Source organism: Gilliamella sp. Pra-s52 (genome assembly GCF_009795805.1).
GTDB lineage: Bacteria > Pseudomonadota > Gammaproteobacteria > Enterobacterales > Orbaceae > Gilliamella.
Window position 1 is genome coordinate 17,809 of record NZ_WTEY01000001.1, and the last position, 17,093, is coordinate 34,901.

19 protein-coding genes are annotated in these 17,093 nt (G+C 35.5%); 10 read left to right on the forward strand and 9 right to left on the reverse strand.

Annotated elements, in window-relative coordinates:
- Positions 1 to 12: 12 nt before the first annotated feature.
- The 3 genes from mutH to GQ594_RS00100 all read right to left on the reverse strand — a co-directional run bounded on the left by mutH (position 13) and on the right by GQ594_RS00100 (position 1,925).
- Positions 13 to 684 carry a DNA mismatch repair endonuclease MutH gene (gene mutH / locus GQ594_RS00090; protein WP_160400486.1) on the reverse strand — a complete coding sequence of 224 codons (672 nt, stop codon included), beginning with the start codon at positions 682 to 684 and terminating at the stop codon, positions 13 to 15.
- Between the two features lie 73 nt (positions 685 to 757).
- On the reverse strand, positions 758 to 1,306 hold the full coding sequence (locus GQ594_RS00095) for an NADPH-dependent FMN reductase (RefSeq protein WP_160400487.1): 549 nt from the start codon (positions 1,304 to 1,306) through the stop codon (positions 758 to 760).
- Between the two features lie 82 nt (positions 1,307 to 1,388).
- Entirely contained in the window at positions 1,389 to 1,925 is a 537-nt protein-coding gene (locus GQ594_RS00100) for a Dps family protein (RefSeq protein ID WP_160400488.1), read from the reverse strand.
- Positions 1,926 to 2,182: 257 nt separating this feature from the next.
- Between GQ594_RS00100 and srlA the strand changes: the two genes are divergently transcribed.
- From srlA to srlR, 6 genes are all read left to right on the forward strand, one after another.
- The gene (srlA, locus tag GQ594_RS00105; RefSeq protein WP_160412243.1) at positions 2,183 to 2,731 is read left to right on the forward strand and encodes a PTS glucitol/sorbitol transporter subunit IIC; all 549 of its coding nucleotides are present in this window, start codon (positions 2,183 to 2,185) and stop codon (positions 2,729 to 2,731) included.
- A gap of 20 nt (positions 2,732 to 2,751) precedes the next feature.
- The gene (srlE, locus tag GQ594_RS00110; RefSeq protein ID WP_160412244.1) at positions 2,752 to 3,759 is read left to right on the forward strand and encodes a PTS glucitol/sorbitol transporter subunit IIB; all 1,008 of its coding nucleotides are present in this window, start codon (positions 2,752 to 2,754) and stop codon (positions 3,757 to 3,759) included.
- Positions 3,760 to 3,822: 63 nt separating this feature from the next.
- Positions 3,823 to 4,200: a PTS glucitol/sorbitol transporter subunit IIA gene (locus GQ594_RS00115; RefSeq protein ID WP_160412246.1), complete on the forward strand. Its 378-nt coding sequence runs from the start codon at positions 3,823 to 3,825 to the stop codon at positions 4,198 to 4,200.
- 2 nt (positions 4,201 to 4,202) lie between these two features.
- A complete protein-coding gene (srlD, locus tag GQ594_RS00120) occupies positions 4,203 to 4,982 on the forward strand; it encodes a sorbitol-6-phosphate dehydrogenase (protein WP_160412248.1) in 780 nt (259 codons plus the stop codon).
- Between the two features lie 81 nt (positions 4,983 to 5,063).
- Entirely contained in the window at positions 5,064 to 5,429 is a 366-nt protein-coding gene (gene gutM, locus GQ594_RS00125) for a transcriptional regulator GutM (protein ID WP_160412250.1), read from the forward strand.
- Positions 5,430 to 5,529: 100 nt separating this feature from the next.
- Positions 5,530 to 6,309: a glucitol operon DNA-binding transcriptional repressor SrlR gene (srlR, locus tag GQ594_RS00130; RefSeq protein ID WP_160412252.1), complete on the forward strand. Its 780-nt coding sequence runs from the start codon at positions 5,530 to 5,532 to the stop codon at positions 6,307 to 6,309.
- Between the two features lie 277 nt (positions 6,310 to 6,586).
- Here srlR and serA read toward each other — a convergent pair whose 3' ends face one another.
- Together serA and rpiA are read right to left on the reverse strand one after the other, a co-directional pair.
- Positions 6,587 to 7,828, reverse strand: a complete 1,242-nt coding sequence (serA, locus tag GQ594_RS00135; protein ID WP_160412253.1) for a phosphoglycerate dehydrogenase — start codon at positions 7,826 to 7,828, stop codon at positions 6,587 to 6,589.
- Positions 7,829 to 7,901: 73 nt separating this feature from the next.
- The gene (gene rpiA / locus GQ594_RS00140) at positions 7,902 to 8,567 is read right to left on the reverse strand and encodes a ribose-5-phosphate isomerase RpiA (protein ID WP_160412255.1); all 666 of its coding nucleotides are present in this window, start codon (positions 8,565 to 8,567) and stop codon (positions 7,902 to 7,904) included.
- Between the two features lie 207 nt (positions 8,568 to 8,774).
- Between rpiA and GQ594_RS00145 the strand changes: the two genes are divergently transcribed.
- The 4 genes from GQ594_RS00145 (at position 8,775) to GQ594_RS00160 (ending at position 11,888) form a co-directional block, all read left to right on the forward strand.
- A complete protein-coding gene (locus GQ594_RS00145; RefSeq protein WP_160400491.1) occupies positions 8,775 to 9,674 on the forward strand; it encodes a LysR family transcriptional regulator ArgP in 900 nt (299 codons plus the stop codon).
- A 99-nt stretch (positions 9,675 to 9,773) separates the two neighbouring features.
- Positions 9,774 to 10,847: a uroporphyrinogen decarboxylase gene (hemE, locus tag GQ594_RS00150; RefSeq protein WP_160412257.1), complete on the forward strand. Its 1,074-nt coding sequence runs from the start codon at positions 9,774 to 9,776 to the stop codon at positions 10,845 to 10,847.
- Positions 10,840 to 11,433: a YjaG family protein gene (locus GQ594_RS00155; protein ID WP_160412259.1), complete on the forward strand. Its 594-nt coding sequence runs from the start codon at positions 10,840 to 10,842 to the stop codon at positions 11,431 to 11,433. Before hemE ends, GQ594_RS00155 begins: the two co-directional genes overlap by 8 nt.
- A gap of 182 nt (positions 11,434 to 11,615) precedes the next feature.
- Entirely contained in the window at positions 11,616 to 11,888 is a 273-nt protein-coding gene (locus GQ594_RS00160) for an HU family DNA-binding protein (protein WP_110434661.1), read from the forward strand.
- Between the two features lie 179 nt (positions 11,889 to 12,067).
- Here the strand turns inward: GQ594_RS00160 and ybaK are convergent, their stop codons facing one another.
- The 4 genes from ybaK to glyQ all read right to left on the reverse strand — a co-directional run bounded on the left by ybaK (position 12,068) and on the right by glyQ (position 16,568).
- The gene (ybaK, locus tag GQ594_RS00165; protein ID WP_160412261.1) at positions 12,068 to 12,553 is read right to left on the reverse strand and encodes a Cys-tRNA(Pro) deacylase; all 486 of its coding nucleotides are present in this window, start codon (positions 12,551 to 12,553) and stop codon (positions 12,068 to 12,070) included.
- 105 nt (positions 12,554 to 12,658) lie between these two features.
- Positions 12,659 to 13,477 (reverse strand): hypothetical protein, encoded by an 819-nt coding sequence (locus GQ594_RS00170; RefSeq protein ID WP_160412263.1) that lies wholly within the window; start codon positions 13,475 to 13,477, stop codon positions 12,659 to 12,661.
- Between the two features lie 75 nt (positions 13,478 to 13,552).
- On the reverse strand, positions 13,553 to 15,625 hold the full coding sequence (gene glyS, locus GQ594_RS00175) for a glycine--tRNA ligase subunit beta (protein WP_160412317.1): 2,073 nt from the start codon (positions 15,623 to 15,625) through the stop codon (positions 13,553 to 13,555).
- A gap of 10 nt (positions 15,626 to 15,635) precedes the next feature.
- Complete coding sequence (gene glyQ / locus GQ594_RS00180; RefSeq protein WP_160400496.1) at positions 15,636 to 16,568, reverse strand: glycine--tRNA ligase subunit alpha; 933 nt, start codon at positions 16,566 to 16,568, stop codon at positions 15,636 to 15,638.
- Positions 16,569 to 17,093 lie beyond the last annotated feature (525 nt).

Consider the following 17,093-nt stretch of genomic DNA (forward strand, 5'->3'; position numbering starts at 1 on the left):
AAAAAATAGTAATTAATATTTTACCGCAGAGCTTAAAATTTGCATTGTAAATGCTTTTTTTAAATAAAACCCTCGAGGACGAGTTAAAATAATCTGACCGTTTTCACCAATTGCCTCAGTAAGCGCTTTCCCATTTGCCGCTTTAGGCCTAATTTGTAAATAAGTACCGTAGCGTGCAGTAATTTTCTCAACTTGTCCAAGAGTTATCATATCCATCAATTCTTGCCAATCTTGCTTAAGTTGTTGCTCTTGTTCTGGGGTTGGTGTCCATAATATAGGATTTCCCACCTTTCTTTCTATTAAAGGAATCGTCCTTTGTCCTTCAATGGGTATCCAAAGGACTTTTGATAGTTTATATTTAACGTGGCTTGTTTCCCAAATAACGCCATGATTAGCCATTAATGGTGTAACACTCACAAAAGTAGTTTCTAATGGCTTACCTTGCTTATCAACAGGAATGGTTTTTAATTCAATTCCCAAACTAGCAAAATCACGTTCCGCCTTACTACCCGCATTCGCACCTAAAAAAGTTTCGATAAGATTACCTACCCAACCTTTTTGTTTGCTTAAATCAGCGGGAATAGGAATATTCAAATATTGTGCTATTTCACCAAAAGTATAGCCTGCCACTAATTGGGCACGATGTAATAATTCTTGTTCACTATTAGGTAAAAATAGATGCATGAGAAAACGAATTAACTTACTTGTTAAAAAAACAGCCAATTATATTGACTGTAAATCGTAAAATAAAGCGTTATTAACTTAACTTTTCAACCCAGCTTGCATAGTTATTAATAATAGCGGCTAAAAACGCTTTACTTTTGGCTGTAATATTACCGCTCTCATCAAAAGAAGCATTTACATTACCAATATAAGCTTCAGGTTGTTGTAGTGTTGGCATATCTAAGAAAACTAAAGACTGTCGTAATTGATGATTAGCACCAAAGCCACCAATTGCACCTTGTGAAACAGAAACAACTGCTGCTGGTTTTTTTGACCAAATACTCTTACCGTAAGGTCGAGAACCGACATCTAATGCATTTTTTATGACTGCAGGTAACCCTCGATTATATTCTGGTGTAACAAAAATAACACCCTGACAATCAGCTATTTCTTTGCGAAAACGAGTATAAGAAAGTGGAGGGGAATCGGTATCAATATCTTCATTATATAAAGGTAAATCCCCAATTTGAATTATTTGTAATGAAAGTGATGGTGGTGCGATTTTTTGAAAAACTTTTGCTACTTTTAAGTTAAAAGAATCTTTACGTAAACTTCCAACCAATACTGCAATTTTTTTACTCATCTTCAATCCTCACTTATATTTAAACTATAAGAGGCACTTATGTGCCCCTTATGGGTAATTATTAATATTTTATTAGAAAATATTAATGACCAGATGAGTCCATTCTGCGTCCAGTTTCAAATAAGAACCAAGCACGTCTTTCTGTTTGATCAATCCATTCTTCGATTAAACTTGCAGTTGCTGTATCGTTATATTTATCACAAATATCATGTGCAACACGCATACGTTCTGTTAATTTCACATTATCTTGACAGAGTTCTGCAAGCATATCTGATGGTTCGACAAAATCTGCATCATTATCAGAAATACTTTGTAATTTAGCAATATGACCAATTGAACGTAATGTTGTACCGCCTAATTTACGCACACGTTCAGCAATTGGATCTGTCATAGCAAATAGCTCTTCACCATGATCATCTAGCATTAAATGGTAATCACGGAAGTGAGGACCACTTACATGCCAATGAAAGTTTTTAGTTTTTAAATATAAAGCAAATACATCAGCCAACACAGAATTCATTGCGCCAGAAATGTCTTTTGATGCTTTTTGACCTAAGTCAGTAGGGAATAAAATTGCTGCTTGTTGTAGTCTTTTAGTAGAGGTAGTACTTTTAGCCATAATATATTCTCCTTAAATAGAATAACGATGTAATTATGTATACAAATTACGCCAACTAAATAGTAAAGTCCAATAAAAATAGATGATTATTGGCTATTATTGTTATTTAAGTAACCGATGGTTTTTATTCTCGTCGGTTTTTTTGAAACATTTTCTTTCATAATAAAAGGAAAACTTTCGAATTGTGATCCGGTTAAAAGTTTTATTCTTTCTTAATTGATAATATTTCCCCGAAATTTAACAAAATAGGAGGAAATATGATCGACGCAATCTCATTTGGTGCCGAATGGTTTATTGGTTTATTTCAAGAAGGTGGAAAAGTTTTTGTTGGGATGGTAACAGGCATTTTGCCTTTGTTAATTTCACTACTTGTTGTTATGAACGCTGTAATTAAATTTATTGGGCAAGATCGTATTGAGCGTTTGGCTCAAGCATGTGCAGGTAATCCGATTTCTCGATATCTTTTATTGCCATTAATAGGTACTTTTGTTTTTTGTAATCCAATGACATTAAGTTTAGGGCGTTTTATGCCAGAGTTTTACAAACCAAGTTATTATGCTGCTTCTTCTTATAGTTGCCATTCAATGAATGGATTATTCCCTCATGTTAACCCCGGTGAACTATTTGTGTATTTAGGTATTGCTGCAGGTTTAACTAAATTAGGTTTGCCACTGGGTCCCCTTGCTGTGAGCTATTTTCTTGTTGGTTTAGTAACTAATTTTTTTAGAGGTTGGATTACTGACTTTTGTACAGTTATTTTTGAAAGAAAAATGGGAATTAAATTAGAAAGAAAAGTTCATTTATAACAGTAATAAGGAATATAAAAATGGCTAAATTTATTCGAATTGAAAAAGGTGAAGTAGGTTGGGGTGGTCCATTAGAACTTCCCGTGATTGAAGGAAAAAAGATTGTTTATATTGCAGCAGGTACTCGTCCTGCAATAGTTGATACCTTAGTTGAACTAACTGGTTGGCAAGCTATTGACGGTTTTAAAGATGGCGAACCACCTAAAGATGAAATTGGTATTGCTGTGATTGACTGTGGTGGTACGTTACGATGTGGTATTTATCCTAAAAATCGTATTCCAACTATCAATATTCACGCAACCGGTAAATCTGGTCCTCTTGCTCAATATATAGTTGAAGACATTTATGTTTCTGCTGTTAAATCAAACAACATTAAAGTGATAGAAAAAGAAGACGATGTAATAACTGAAGTTCAATTAGATCATAAACAACAACAAGCAGATAATCCATCATCTGAATATAAAGAATATGATACTAACAAAAAAATCACTGAACAAAGCGATGGATTATTGGCAAAAATTGGTATTGGGATGGGATCTGGTGTTGCTGTCTTTTTTCAGGCGGGTCGGGACACTATAGATACTGTACTTAAAACAATATTGCCATTTATGGCGTTTGTATCTGCAATTATTGGGATCATTATTGCATCAGGTTTGGGTAATTTTATAGCTCACGGTTTAGTTCCGTTAGCAGATAACCCAATCGGCCTTGTTCTCTTAGCCTTAATTTGTTCTTTTCCATTACTTTCACCATTCTTAGGACCGGGGGCCGTTATCGCACAAGTTATTGGTACATTAGTTGGGGTACAAATTGGTTTAGGTAATATTCCACCTCAATTAGCATTACCTGCACTTTTTGCGATTAATGCTCAAGCTGCTTGCGATTTCATTCCAGTTGGTTTGTCGCTTGCTGAAGCAAAGCAAGATACGGTACGTGTTGGAGTTCCTTCTGTGCTTGTTGGTCGATTTCTAACTGGTGCACCCACAGTGTTACTTGCTTGGGCTATTTCATTCTTTATTTATCAATAATTATTTTTTATTTGCTAGGAACTAATATCTTAAAACTATATAAATATTTAAGCAGGTTAAATAATGTTAAAAACTATTTATCAATCAAGAATCAATCATATTGGAGAGTTTGCTCAAGAAGCCTTAGCTGATGGTATGTTAATCCTATTTAAGGATGGTGCTCCCTCAGATTTAGCGGATTATTGTTTTATTCATAGTCATGATAATTTTCAATTAGAACTATTGGCTGGACAAACACTTCAATTAGGTAATCAAAGTTATCTCATTACTTCAGTTGGCGAAGTTGCTAATGCTAATTTTCGTGAATTAGGACACATCACATTAAAGTTTGATGGTAACCATCAGGCTGAGTTACCGGGAACTGTTCACCTAGATGGGAAATGTCCGAATCAACTTTTTGTTGGTGATGAAATTAAAATTTTAAATCGATTAGGAGTCTAAAAATGAAACAAGTCGCTGTAATTATTGGTGGGGGGCAAACCTTAGGTGAATTTTTATGTAATGGTATTGCTGATGCAGGGTATTATGTTGCTGTTGCGGATTTAAATATCGACAATGCGAATAAAGTAGCTGAAGCAATTAATCAAAAACATGGAATTGGCACAGCAAAAGGTTTTGGTGTTGATGCTACAAACGAAGAAAGTGTGATTCAATTAACCCAAGATATTGATAGTGTATTTAAACGTGTCGATTTAATGGTGTATAGTGCCGGCGTTGCAAAAGCATCGCCTATAACCAATTTTGCATTGAGTGATTTCCAATTATCCGTCAATGTTAATCTTACTGGCTATTTCTTATGTGCACGTGAATTTGCTAAATTAATGATCAAATACAATACTCAAGGTAGAATTATTCAAATTAATTCAAAATCAGGGAAAGTTGGTAGTAAACATAATTCAGGATACAGTGCTGCCAAATTTGGTGGTGTTGGATTAACACAATCTTTAGCCTTAGATCTCGCAGAGTATGGTATTACCGTTAACTCGTTAATGCTTGGTAATTTGCTTAAATCACCTATGTTCCAATCATTAATACCGCAATATGCAAAAAAACTTGGTATTCCAGAAAGCCAAGTTGAACAAGTCTATATTGATAAAGTGCCACTAAAACGCGGTTGTGATTATCAAGATGTGCTTAATTTATTGCTATTTTATGCAAGTGATAAAGCTTCTTATTGCACAGGGCAATCAATTAACATTACAGGCGGACAAGTAATGTTTTAGGTGAAATAAAGTGCGAAAAATTAATCCAAAATTTATCGCACTTTTTTGTTTTAACTTAAACTAATTGGAAAAATCACACATATGACGACTACTTTAATAGTTATTGCTATAATTGCTTGGTGCATTCAAATTATTTTTAGTTGGCTTCAAATTCATCGTTTTAATCGAGCTTTTTTAGCAATGAAACAAGGAACTTATTTGGGGATTGGGCGTAATAAAACAATGCGATTTAAACCAAGAGTATTAATTGCAATTTCATTAGATGAACATCAAGTAGTTGTTGATTCTGTATTAATGAAAGGTATTACTGTTTTTTCTTTACCAAAGCCAATTACTCAACTGCATGGCCTATCTGTTGCTGATATTATTCCTAATAATATTTTTCCTAATGATTCTGCCTGTCAAAATGCATTGGTTGTGGCTTTATCTTTAAAAAATAATAACTAGTAAACCTTTATTTTGAAAAAGATTCACTTTCATTATGAAATAATATATTTTAAAGCAAGGTAATTTATTATGAATATCAATAGTTATGGTGGATCTAATAATGAAAGTGAAACAACGACAAACAGCGATTTTGGAGTATCTACAAAAAAATGGGCAAATTAGTGTTGAAGAGTTAGCTGAACATTTTAAAACAACAGGTACAACAATTCGTAAAGATCTAACACAACTACATGAAAGTGGTTTAGTTTTACGCACATATGGCGGTGCTATGCTCAACCGCGAGGTTGGAGATAGAGCTATTGACCATAAAACCTATATTAATACGGCACAAAAAAAGGCCATTGCAGAAGAAGCTGCTAAACTTATTCATGAGGGAGATTCTATCATTTTTGATGCAGGAAGCACTGTTGCGCAGATGATCCCTATATTAGCAAGGTTTAATAACTTAACAATTATGACCAATAGTTTACATATGGTTAATGAACTTGTGGCGAATGATAATGACCAAACCATTATTTTAACTGGTGGTACATTCCGTCGAAAATCAGCTTCTTTTCATAGCAATAATGCTTTAGCTATCGCTGCGTTTGAATCTTATACGTTTGATAAGTTATTTATGGGAGCCGATGGAGTGGATTTAATTGGTGGTGTGACAACTTTCAACGAAAGTTATCATGGTAGTGTAGCTATGAGCAAAGCCGCTGCGAAATTAATTTTATTAGCCGACTCTTCAAAATTTGGTCGCCGTAGTCCTAATGTTGTTTGTGATTTGAGTGCTGTTGATACGATTATTACGGATGATAATTTAGATAATAAATATTATGATGCATTAACCCAAAAAGGAATTAATGTTATTAAAGTAAAAACTAACGGAATGTGATTAGCGCAAATAAAATAGATCTTGTTGTTTACTTCATAAAATAAAAAGAAATAAATATTTTGCAACAAGAATTAGTTTACGACGGAGCGATAAGTATTCTGTTATTAACTCAGTAGAACAATTATCGGATGGAAACTAGGGACTTATTACTATGAGGAAATAACTGTACGTGTAAGCCCTTAAGCTCAAACTATGACAGATTCGATCCAACTACTATCCCATTAAAATAATAATTAGCCACTTATCAAAAGATTGGTGGCTTTTAACTGAATCTAGGTTAAAACAGCAATCTCGCTCGAATTGTGCCCGGTACACATTTTAGTTTTGCAAGTAACTCTTCAGCTTTACTTTGCTCAACTCTATCAATGTCAATCACAACATAACCAATTTTGGCATCGGTTTGCAAATACTGTGCTGAAATATTCAATCCTTGCTCGGCAAATAGCGTATTAATTGCTGTTAACACACCAGGCTGATTATGGTGAATATTAATAAAACGGCTTGAGCCTTTAGCTGGAATAGGTAAAGAAGCCTCAGGAAAGTTAACGGCTGAAAGCGTTGCACCAGTATCTGAATATTTAGCGAGTTTTGTGGCAACTTCAATACCGATATTTTCTTGTGCTTCGCTAGTAGAACCACCAATGTGTGGTGTAATAATGACGTTATCAAATTGACATAATGGCGATTCAAATGGATCGTTATTACTAGCAGGTTCAGTTGGAAAAACATCAATAGCAGCCCCGCTAAGTTTATTTGCGTTTAGTGCATTGGTTAATGCATCGAGATCAATGACTTTACCACGCGAAGCATTAATCAAAATTGCGCCTGACTTCATAGCCTCGATTTCGTTATTACTGATCATTTTGATGGTAGTTGCGTTTTCTGGCACATGCATAGAAACAATATCACTTATCGCTAGTAATTCTTTCATTGTTGAAATTTGTTTAGCATTACCTAAAGGTAGTTTTGTTTCAATATCGTAAAAATAAACATTCATCCCTAATGATTCAGCTAAAATACTCAATTGACTACCAATATGTCCATAACCAATGATACCTAAATTTTTACCACGAGCCTCGTGCGAACCGGTGGCAATCTTATTCCATTTACCTTGGTGTGCTTTAGCGTTTGCTTCGGGAACTCGGCGCAATAGCAAAATAGCTTCTGCTAAAACAAGTTCAGCAACGGATCGTGTATTTGAAAATGGTGCATTAAATACAGGAATACCTTTTACAGTGGCAGCATCAAGATCGACTTGATTCGTACCAATACAAAAACAACCAATACCGGCAAGTTTGGGCGCTGAGTCAATAATATCTTTAGTTAATTGTGTTCTTGAGCGGATACCAATAAAACGGACATCTTTTAAGGCTTGTTTTAGTTCTTCGGACGATAGGGCACTTTTTTGATATTCAATATTAGTAAAACCGGCTGATTTTAATATATCTATTGCGCTAGGATGAACGCCCTCAAGTAACAAAAACTTGTTTTCATCTTTGGTTAAAGTCTGAATAACCATTATTTCCTCTCTTTCCTTTTTCCTTCAAAATGCAAATGGATAATTACTTGTTATACAACATGACAAGTTGATTCTAATGATCTAGTTTTAGCTCTTTTACACCAGTGCTACAGCCAACTAGTGCAATATCAGCCCCTTTATTAGCAAATAAGCCAACAGTGACCACACCAGCAATACTATTAATTCGATTTTCTAATTCCATTGGCTTTGAAATAACCAGATCATGAACATCCAAAATCACATTACCATTATCAGTAACGACGCTTTGACGATATATTGGTTTACCTCCCAATTTAAATAATTCGCGAGCAACATAAGATCGCGCCATCGGGATTACTTCAACAGGCAATGGAAATGAGCCTAAAACATCAACCACTTTTGATTCATCGACAATACAAATAAATTGCTTAGCAATAGCAGAAACAATTTTTTCACGCGTTAAAGCTGCACCACCACCTTTAATCATTTGTAAATGATGATTTATCTCATCTGCACCATCGACATAAACATCTAAACAATCGACCTCATTACAATCTAATACATTAATACCATAGCTTTTTAACTTTTGAGTTGATGCTTCTGAGCTTGAAACCGTACCTTTGATTTGATCTTTAATTGTTGCTAACGCATCAATAAAATGAGATGCCGTTGAACCTGTTCCCACACCGACATAAGAATCGGGTTTGATAAATTTTAATGCTGACCAACCTACGGCCTTTTTCAATTCGTCTTGAGTCATAGTATCACCCTAATTTAAGGATAATTTTCTAAAAAAATAAAATTTTGAAAGAAAAATTATTGAAGATATGGCATAGTACCCAATTAAAAAGTAAAAATCATCAGGATTTTAAGAAAATATATCAACTTTTTGATATGTGTGAAACTTATTGCGATATCAAACTAGCTTGAATATTCAAGCAATGATCAAATCATTAGTAAAGAGATTATGAAGCGTCCAGATTATAGAGCATTACAAGCGTTAGATGCAGTGATAAAAGAGCGAGGATTTGAGCGAGCAGCAGATAAACTGTGTATTACACAGCCTGCGGTATCGCAACGCATTAAGCAATTAGAAAGCTTTTTTGGTCAGCAATTGTTGGTAAGAACCATACCACCTAAAGCAACTAAGCAAGGCGAACATCTGCTAGGGTTATTGCATCAAGTTGAGTTATTAGAACAACAATGGCTGGGTGATAACGACCAAAACACCACACCATTATCATTATCTATTGCGATAAACGCTGATTCTTTAGCAACTTGGCTTTTACCTGCATTAAAACCAGTTTTAGATAAAAATATCTTACGATTTGATATACAAGTCAAAGATGAAGAACATACATTAGAACTATTGCGCTTAGGTACTGTCGTTGCGGCAATTAGCATTCAGGCCAATCCTTTACCGGGGTGTTTATCTGATTTATTAGGTGCATTAGACTACATTTTTGTTGCTTCGCCTGATTTTGCTAAAAAATACTTTCCAAATGGTGTTACTCGATCCTCATTATTAAAAGCCCCAGCGGTTGCATTTGATCATTTAGATGACATGCATCAGGCCTTTTTGCAAGAAAACTTTAACCTCACTCCTGGTAGTGTCATTTGCCATATTACCAGTTCGTCAGAAGCCTTTGTACAACTAGCTAAACAAGGTTCCGCTTGCTGTATGTTACCTAAATTACAGGTTGAACAAGAATTAAAAAGTGGCGAACTCATTAATTTAACCGAAGGGCTATATCAAAGGCGAATGCTATATTGGCACCGTTTTGCGCCAGAAAGTAGTGTGATGCAAAATATCTCTGAGACTTTGATTCAGTATGCTAAAAATACATTATCACAACCTCAAGATTAAGATCACAAGTAATAGATAAATTAGGTGATTTGTTTACTTAGACGCATACTTTTCTAAACTTTTTGACAAACCAACATCTTTATTTAAAGAGCTGAAGATATGAGCCAATTAAAAAATGATCGCTATTTACGCGCTTTGCAATGTCTACCTGTTGACTACACTCCGATCTGGATGATGCGCCAAGCTGGCCGTTATTTACCTGAATATCGTCAATTAAGAGCAAAAGCGGGCGATTTTATGACATTATGTCAAACCCCAGAACTTGCTTGTGAAGCAACTTTACAACCTATTGCGCGATATGAATTTGATGCGGCTATTATTTTTTCGGATATTTTAACTATTCCTGATGCTATGGGGCTTGGTTTACATTTTGAAGCAGGTGAAGGCCCTAAGTTTACACAATCGATCACTTGCATGTCCGATATTGAGCAATTACCGACACCAGATCCTGAGCAATCACTTCGCTATGTGATGGACGCAATTCGTTTAACCCGAAAAGAACTCAATGGCAAAGTACCATTAATTGGATTTTCAGGTAGCCCATGGACATTAGCCACCTATATGATCGAAGGGGGAAGCAGTAAAGCATTTACTAAAATAAAAAAAATGCTTTACAGTCATCCTAAAGCGTTACATCGATTACTGGAAAAGCTCGCAGACAGCGTAGCATTGTACTTAAATGCTCAAATCGAAGCTGGAGCACAATCCATTATGATTTTTGATACTTGGGGCGGCGTATTAAGCCATCAAAGTTATCAAACATTTTCACTGCATTATATGCAATTAATCTTATCAAAATTAAAACGTGGTCAAAAAACTCAAGATATCACTTCATATGTACCTGTTACGTTTTTTACAAAAGGCGGGGGATTATGGTTAGATAGCATTGTCAATACGGGTTGTGATGCAATCGGTGTTGATTGGACAGTTAATTTAAGTACCATCACACAAAAAGGGCACATTGCCGTACAAGGCAACTTAGATCCATCGGTTTTATATGCAGACAAACTAACAATAGAATCTAATGTAGAGGGCGTTCTTAATGAATTTGGTGCTTATAATGGACATATCTTTAATCTAGGTCACGGTATCCATCAAGACATTCCTGTCGAACATGTACAATATTTAATTGAGGCAGTGCATCAACAGTCAAAAAGGTTTCATCATGATTAAAAATCCCGTTCAATTAAGAATAGAAAAACTACCGCAATGGCAACAACGTTTATTTATGGCTTGTTTATGTGAACGAATGTACCCTAATTTTGTTTTTTATTACCAGCAACAACAAAATGACGAAGCGCCAAAAAGTTACAAAAAAATACTAGATTTAGTTTGGGAATCACTACTGGTTGAAGATGCCAAAATCAATTTTGATTTACAGCTTGAAAAATTAGAAGCGATTATTCCTACAGTAACTGACGACAGCCCTTACATGGTCTACCCAGCTATTGATGCCTGTCATGCGCTTAGCGAGGTTTTACACTCTTATTTAAGTGGTGAAATTGCTGAACATAGTGCCAAAGTAAGCAGCCTATCTGCCACCACAGTTGCCGAATTTGAAATGACCAAAACTAATGTTGCGCTAACGGAAGATGAACAACAAACCTTACCTAGTGTAATTGATGAATTTGATTTACAGTGGGAACTGTTTCGATTATTGCGTGATGAAAACAACGAACAGAGTGAATTAATAAAAGGTTTAAAAGATGAAATCAGGTCTGTTAGAACAAGCAATATTGGTGTTTTTTTAAGCAATTAAGTCATTTCAAGTGTAATTTTTTTAGTTTTTATTAAATTTTTCTTTAACATTAAGCAAATATAGACTACATTTAACAGCAATGTAATCTAAACATTGTTTACAGTAGCGAAGTTAGAATTTTAGATTCTTACTTCGTGTATAATGTTAACTTTAACAATAAAATAATATGTAAGGATATACCCATGAATAAAACAGAACTTGTTGACGCTATTGCTAGCAAAGCTGATATTACTAAAGTTGCCGCTAAAACAGCGTTAGAAGCTACCTTAGCTGCTATTACTGAATCATTAAAAGCTGGTGAACCAGTTCAATTAGTTGGTTTTGGTACATTCAAAGTTAATGATCGTAAAGCACGTACTGGTCGTAACCCAAAAACAGGTAAAGAAATCAAAATTGCAGCAAGCAAAGTACCTGCATTCGTATCAGGTAAAAGCTTAAAAGAAGCAATTAAATAAGTCGATTATTTTCTATCAATAATTTTATCGATAGAACATTTTAAGGGCATAAGACAACGTCTTATGCCTTTTTCATTGCACATAAATTATGTGCGCTGTAAAAATAAACACCTACCTAATTATCATATTAATTTACTAACCCATTGGCTATATTCAAGTTTGATTACCATTAACTATTTTTAAGTCGTTATTTCAATTAATGTAGCTTGTAATATATTGGCTAAATCTTGAGGGGAAATTTCGATTTCTAAGCCTCTTTTACCGCCAGACACAAACATAGTGTTGTACTGAGTGGCACTTAAATCAATAAGTGTTGGAAGCGTTTGTTTTTGACCTAAAGGGCTGATGCCTCCAACTAAATATCCAGTTACTTTTTGTGCTAAATTTGAATCTGCCAGATCGATTTTTTTACAGTTTAAGGCTTTTGCTGCTTTTTTAAGGTCTAAATGGCTATCAACGGGCAACACGCAAACACCTAGGGTTTTAGGGTTACCATTCAAACTTACAACCAACGTTTTAAAAACCTGAGCGGCAGTAACATTTAAGCTAGGATCAAGCTTATCGACAGCTTCTTGCCCATAGCGGGTTTGGTTTGGATCGTGCTTATACTGATGGGTATTAAATTTGATTTTTAACTTTTTAAGTAAATTAATTGCCGGTGTCATAATTGTTATCCAAGTAGTTTTGATTGGAACAAATATAATACACAGCGAATGGATATAGCAAGTTAGTTCCCCCTCACCAATCAAAATTGGTGAGGATAATAATAACTAAACGATCAAACTATCAGTTTCTTGTTGATCATCTTTTGTTGGAAGGTTTGAATTAGTAGGGTTAGTTGCTAGCGAATAAAGACGATAGAAAAAGCCAGTCAGGAAAATATCAAAAAAGAAAGAACAGAACGAAAGAATAGCTTCAACTGCTATATTCATATTGTTTTTATCGGTTATTGTAGAAAATATAGCAATAATTATTAAAAGTGCAATACTAATTAATAGCATGAGAAAAGAAGGAAGCCACTGTGTTTTTGTTAATTGAAAACTTAACGAAAATAACTCAAAGAAACTTTTTTGTTTAGATTCAGCCAATGCTCCAAAAAAGAAGTTAGTAAAAATAAAAAAAAGTACAGAAGGAAGAATTAGCGCTAAAGTAATAAATAAAATAATCAATGGTTTGGGTAATAGCAAACTTAAAATCATAAGGATTAACGATAAAAACAATACTATAAAAAATAAGGAAAAAATTATAATAAGATAAAAAGTAGTAATTTTTAATATACTTTCTAATACCTTAGATAGTAATAGTTTGGGGTTAAGTTTATCACTCACATAAAGGTTATGAATTGTTGCAATACTAATTGACTTTATAATGATAGAGACTGCAAATGTTATAATCATAACTGACACATAGCTAGTGATAGATTTTGATAAATCTAATTGCGTGTGCGTTTCTGGTTGGTAAAAGTAGTAAGTTATAGCTGTGTTAATTAGTGCTACTAATAGACTTATAAGTACAATTGATTTAATACGATTACGAACAAAATTAAGTGTTTGTGTAAAAACTAAAGAAAAAAGGATTGTTTTTTGCATCTCTATATAAGTTCCTTAGGTGTGGTAACAAATTTAGTTACCACAATTTATAATATAAATAACAAGACTTCTAAACTAGGCTTGTAATAATGAAATATCTGCTACTTTTAAAAATAGATTTTGTAGTTTTTCTAAAAGTGCTAATCGATTCACCTTAATTTGTTCATCATCGACCATCACCATTACCGACTCAAAAAAAGCATCGACAGGAGCTTTAAGTGCAGACAGCTCAATTAACGCATCTTGATAACGTCCATGACTAAAATAAGGCGCTAGCTTATCGGCTAATACCGCGACTTGCTTAGCTAATTCACCTTCTGCACCTTCTTCTAATAAAGCGACATTGATTTTTTCAGGAATTGCGATATTTGCTTTAGATAGAATATTTGACACTCGCTTATTGGCTTCAGCCAAAGAAGCGGCTTCAGGCAGTGTTCTAAAGTGAGTAACCGCCTTAACACGTACATCAAAATCAGCAGGCTTGGTTGGATTCAACGCTAAAACAGCCTGAATGGTATCAATGGCAAAACCTTGCTCTTGGTACCAAGCACGGAAACGACCTTGCATAAAATTAACAATATCATCAACCACATTCTTATTGGTCAACTTATCGCCATATAATGACGCCGCATAACTTGCCAGTTCAACAAGATCTAACGGTAGTGCCTTTTCAACAATAATACGCAAAACACCAATTGCGGCACGACGCAAAGCAAAAGGATCTTTATCGCCTTTAGGATGTTGACCAATACCAAAAATACCCGCTAAAGTATCAAGCTTTTCAGCGATAGACACCGCACATGATACTGCGGTACTAGGCAACTCATCACCAGCAAAACGCGGCTTATATTGTTCTTCAATTGCGATGGCAACTTCACTGCTTTCACCATCTTTTAAAGCCAAATAACGCCCCATAATACCTTGAGTTTCAGGGAACTCAAAAACGGTATTGGTCACTAAATCACATTTAGTCAACTTACCTGCTCGTTTTGCTTGCTCAACATTGGCTGCTATTTTTTCAGCAATAAAACCAGACAACGCCTCAATACGAAGAGACTTATCCTTAACCGTACCTAATTGTTGTTGGAATAAAACCGTATCAAGGTGAGGCAAACGATCTTCTAAACGTTGTTTCAAATCGGTCTTATAGAAAAACTCAGCATCAGCAAGACGAGGGCGAACCACCTTTTCATTACCTGAAATTACCACTTGCGGATCTTTCGACTCAATATTGGCAACAAAAATAAAATTAGGTAACAATTTGCCTTGATGATCATAAACAGGAAAATACTTCTGATCGCCTTTCATTGTATACACCAACGACTCAGCAGGCACAGCCAAAAAGCGTTCTTCAAATTTAGCGGTTAACACCACTGGCCACTCAACCAATGAAGATACTTCCTCAAGCAGGCTATCGGCTAAGTCGGCTTTACCATTTAATTTTGCCGCAGCATCTTCGGCTTGCTGTTTAATGATTGCCTTACGCTTATCATAATCAGCCACCACCTTACCACGTTGCTCTAAAATTTCAGGATATTGATCAGCATTATCAATCATAAATTCTTGCTCACCCATAAAACGATGGCCACGAATAATACGGTTTGACTCAATATCTAAAATCGTACCAGCAACAAGCGCATCGCCATAAAGCATCGTTACCGTATGACAAGGACGAATAAACTCAACCTGACGTGCCGCCCAGCGCATAGGTTTTGGAATTGGCAACTTACTCAATGCAGTTTTAACCATATCACACAACAAATTAACCACAGGCTGACCTTTTTGATTTTGAGTATAAGACAGCCACTCGCCTTTATCGGTTTGTATACGCTCGGCCTGATCAACGGTAATACCACAACCCCTAGCCCACCCTTCGGCGGCTTTAGTGGCATTACCATTGGCATCAAAAGCGGCACTAACCGCAGGACCACGTTTTACAATTTGACTATCGGGCTGGGTATCGCTCAAATTTAACACCTTCAACGCTAAACGACGTGGCGAAGCATACCAAAGCACCTCGCCGTGTTCTAAATTAGCATTATCAAGCTGATCAATAAAATTAGCCGCAAAGCTTTCAGCTAAAGTGCGGAGTGATTTTGGTGGTAACTCTTCGGTACCGATTTCCACTAAAAATGTTTTTTGCATAATCTTCTCATTCCTACTTTGATGCACTGTCGTTAGCGCGTGAATTTTGACACATAGGGAACCCAAGTGCTTCACGAGATGCATAATATGCCTCGGCCACCATTTTTGTTAACGTCCTAATACGCAAAATATAACGTTGACGTTCTGTAACCGAAATCGCCTTACGGGCATCAAGCAAATTAAAACAGTGGGCGGCTTTCAAAATACGTTCATAAGCAGGTAACGGAAGTGGTTTTTCTAACTCAAGTAAAAACTTAGCTTCTTTTTCGTGTTGCTCAAAACAATAAAATAAAAACTCAACATTAGCATATTCAAAATTATACGTTGACTGCTCAACCTCGTTTTGATGGAACACATCACCATAGGTTGTCTTACCGAATGCACCATCGCTCCAGACTAAATCATAAACACTATCCACGCCTTGAATATACATAGCTAAACGCTCAAGCCCGTAAGTGATTTCGCCGGTGACAGGCTTACATTCAAGCCCACCAACTTGTTGAAAGTAAGTAAATTGGGTCACTTCCATCCCATTTAACCAAACTTCCCAACCAAGCCCCCATGCACCAAGGGTTGGGTTTTCCCAATTGTCTTCAACAAAACGGATATCGTTAACGGTAGGATCAAGCCCTAATTCTTTTAACGAACCTAAATAGAGTTCTTGGATATTATCAGGCGAAGGTTTTAAGATAACTTGAAATTGATAATAATGTTGTAACCTGTTTGGGTTTTCGCCATAACGACCATCGGTAGGGCGGCGTGATGGTTGAACATAAGCGGCATTAATCGGCTCAGGCCCTAGCGCTCGTAAACATGTCATAGGATGTGAAGTCCCCGCACCGACTTCCATATCTAAAGGCTGAATCACACTGCAACCCTGATTAGCCCAATAATCTTGTAACGTAAGAATTAACCCCTGAAAGGTTTTGACATTAAACTTTTGCATGATGTTATCTTTATGGTTGAATTGGTTTTTCGATAATTTAAACAGTGCTATATATTATACTTTTTATCAATACTTGTGAAATGTCTAATTGTTTTGAGTCTAAATATGTTGGTTGAGTTATAGATGGATGTGTTTTTGCAAAAAAACACCAAATAAAAACTTAAATAAAATCAATGCCTTTCCTGACTGGTTTTGAATAATAATTGCCTTAATTTTTAATAAAAAAGTAACTTATAGAAAAACATTTAAGGGTATATCGTCTGCTTTATTTCTGCGTCATAATGTACCGATAACAGAGTAAGGTTCGCATACCAAACAGGGGAGGTGGATTGTGATTTGTCTAGAGTTACACATTTTTCTGGAACAAATTTAAACATTTGAGCAAAGTGAAGGCGACTCCAAAAGCGAGTATCAGGATGATAAGAATAGTGTAGCCTAAGGTCATATTCTGTAGCCAAAGTATGAGGAGTTAGGGAATTCACTTTCACTCACTTGTTCAGAGGTGATCACCACGGCTATTTGCCA

Excerpts from the sequence above, each read along its gene's own strand:
- srlE (WP_160412244.1), top strand. The coding sequence starts at position 2,752 with ATGGCTAAATTTATTCGAATTGAAAAAGGTGAAGTAGGTTGGGGTGGT.
- GQ594_RS00160 (WP_110434661.1), top strand. The coding sequence starts at position 11,616 with ATGAATAAAACAGAACTTGTTGACGCTATTGCTAGCAAAGCTGATATT.
- glyQ (WP_160400496.1), bottom strand. The coding sequence starts at position 16,568 with ATGCAAAAGTTTAATGTCAAAACCTTTCAGGGGTTAATTCTTACGTTA.
- GQ594_RS00095 (WP_160400487.1), bottom strand. The coding sequence starts at position 1,306 with ATGAGTAAAAAAATTGCAGTATTGGTTGGAAGTTTACGTAAAGATTCT.
- ybaK (WP_160412261.1), bottom strand. The coding sequence starts at position 12,553 with ATGACACCGGCAATTAATTTACTTAAAAAGTTAAAAATCAAATTTAAT.
- srlD (WP_160412248.1), top strand. The coding sequence starts at position 4,203 with ATGAAACAAGTCGCTGTAATTATTGGTGGGGGGCAAACCTTAGGTGAA.
- mutH (WP_160400486.1), bottom strand. The coding sequence starts at position 684 with ATGCATCTATTTTTACCTAATAGTGAACAAGAATTATTACATCGTGCC.
- hemE (WP_160412257.1), top strand. The coding sequence starts at position 9,774 with ATGAGCCAATTAAAAAATGATCGCTATTTACGCGCTTTGCAATGTCTA.
- rpiA (WP_160412255.1), bottom strand. The coding sequence starts at position 8,567 with ATGACTCAAGACGAATTGAAAAAGGCCGTAGGTTGGTCAGCATTAAAA.
- GQ594_RS00100 (WP_160400488.1), bottom strand. The coding sequence starts at position 1,925 with ATGGCTAAAAGTACTACCTCTACTAAAAGACTACAACAAGCAGCAATT.
- srlR (WP_160412252.1), top strand. The coding sequence starts at position 5,530 with ATGAAAGTGAAACAACGACAAACAGCGATTTTGGAGTATCTACAAAAA.
- GQ594_RS00115 (WP_160412246.1), top strand. The coding sequence starts at position 3,823 with ATGTTAAAAACTATTTATCAATCAAGAATCAATCATATTGGAGAGTTT.
- serA (WP_160412253.1), bottom strand. The coding sequence starts at position 7,828 with ATGGTTATTCAGACTTTAACCAAAGATGAAAACAAGTTTTTGTTACTT.
- GQ594_RS00170 (WP_160412263.1), bottom strand. The coding sequence starts at position 13,477 with ATGCAAAAAACAATCCTTTTTTCTTTAGTTTTTACACAAACACTTAAT.
- GQ594_RS00155 (WP_160412259.1), top strand. The coding sequence starts at position 10,840 with ATGATTAAAAATCCCGTTCAATTAAGAATAGAAAAACTACCGCAATGG.
- srlA (WP_160412243.1), top strand. The coding sequence starts at position 2,183 with ATGATCGACGCAATCTCATTTGGTGCCGAATGGTTTATTGGTTTATTT.
- gutM (WP_160412250.1), top strand. The coding sequence starts at position 5,064 with ATGACGACTACTTTAATAGTTATTGCTATAATTGCTTGGTGCATTCAA.
- GQ594_RS00145 (WP_160400491.1), top strand. The coding sequence starts at position 8,775 with ATGAAGCGTCCAGATTATAGAGCATTACAAGCGTTAGATGCAGTGATA.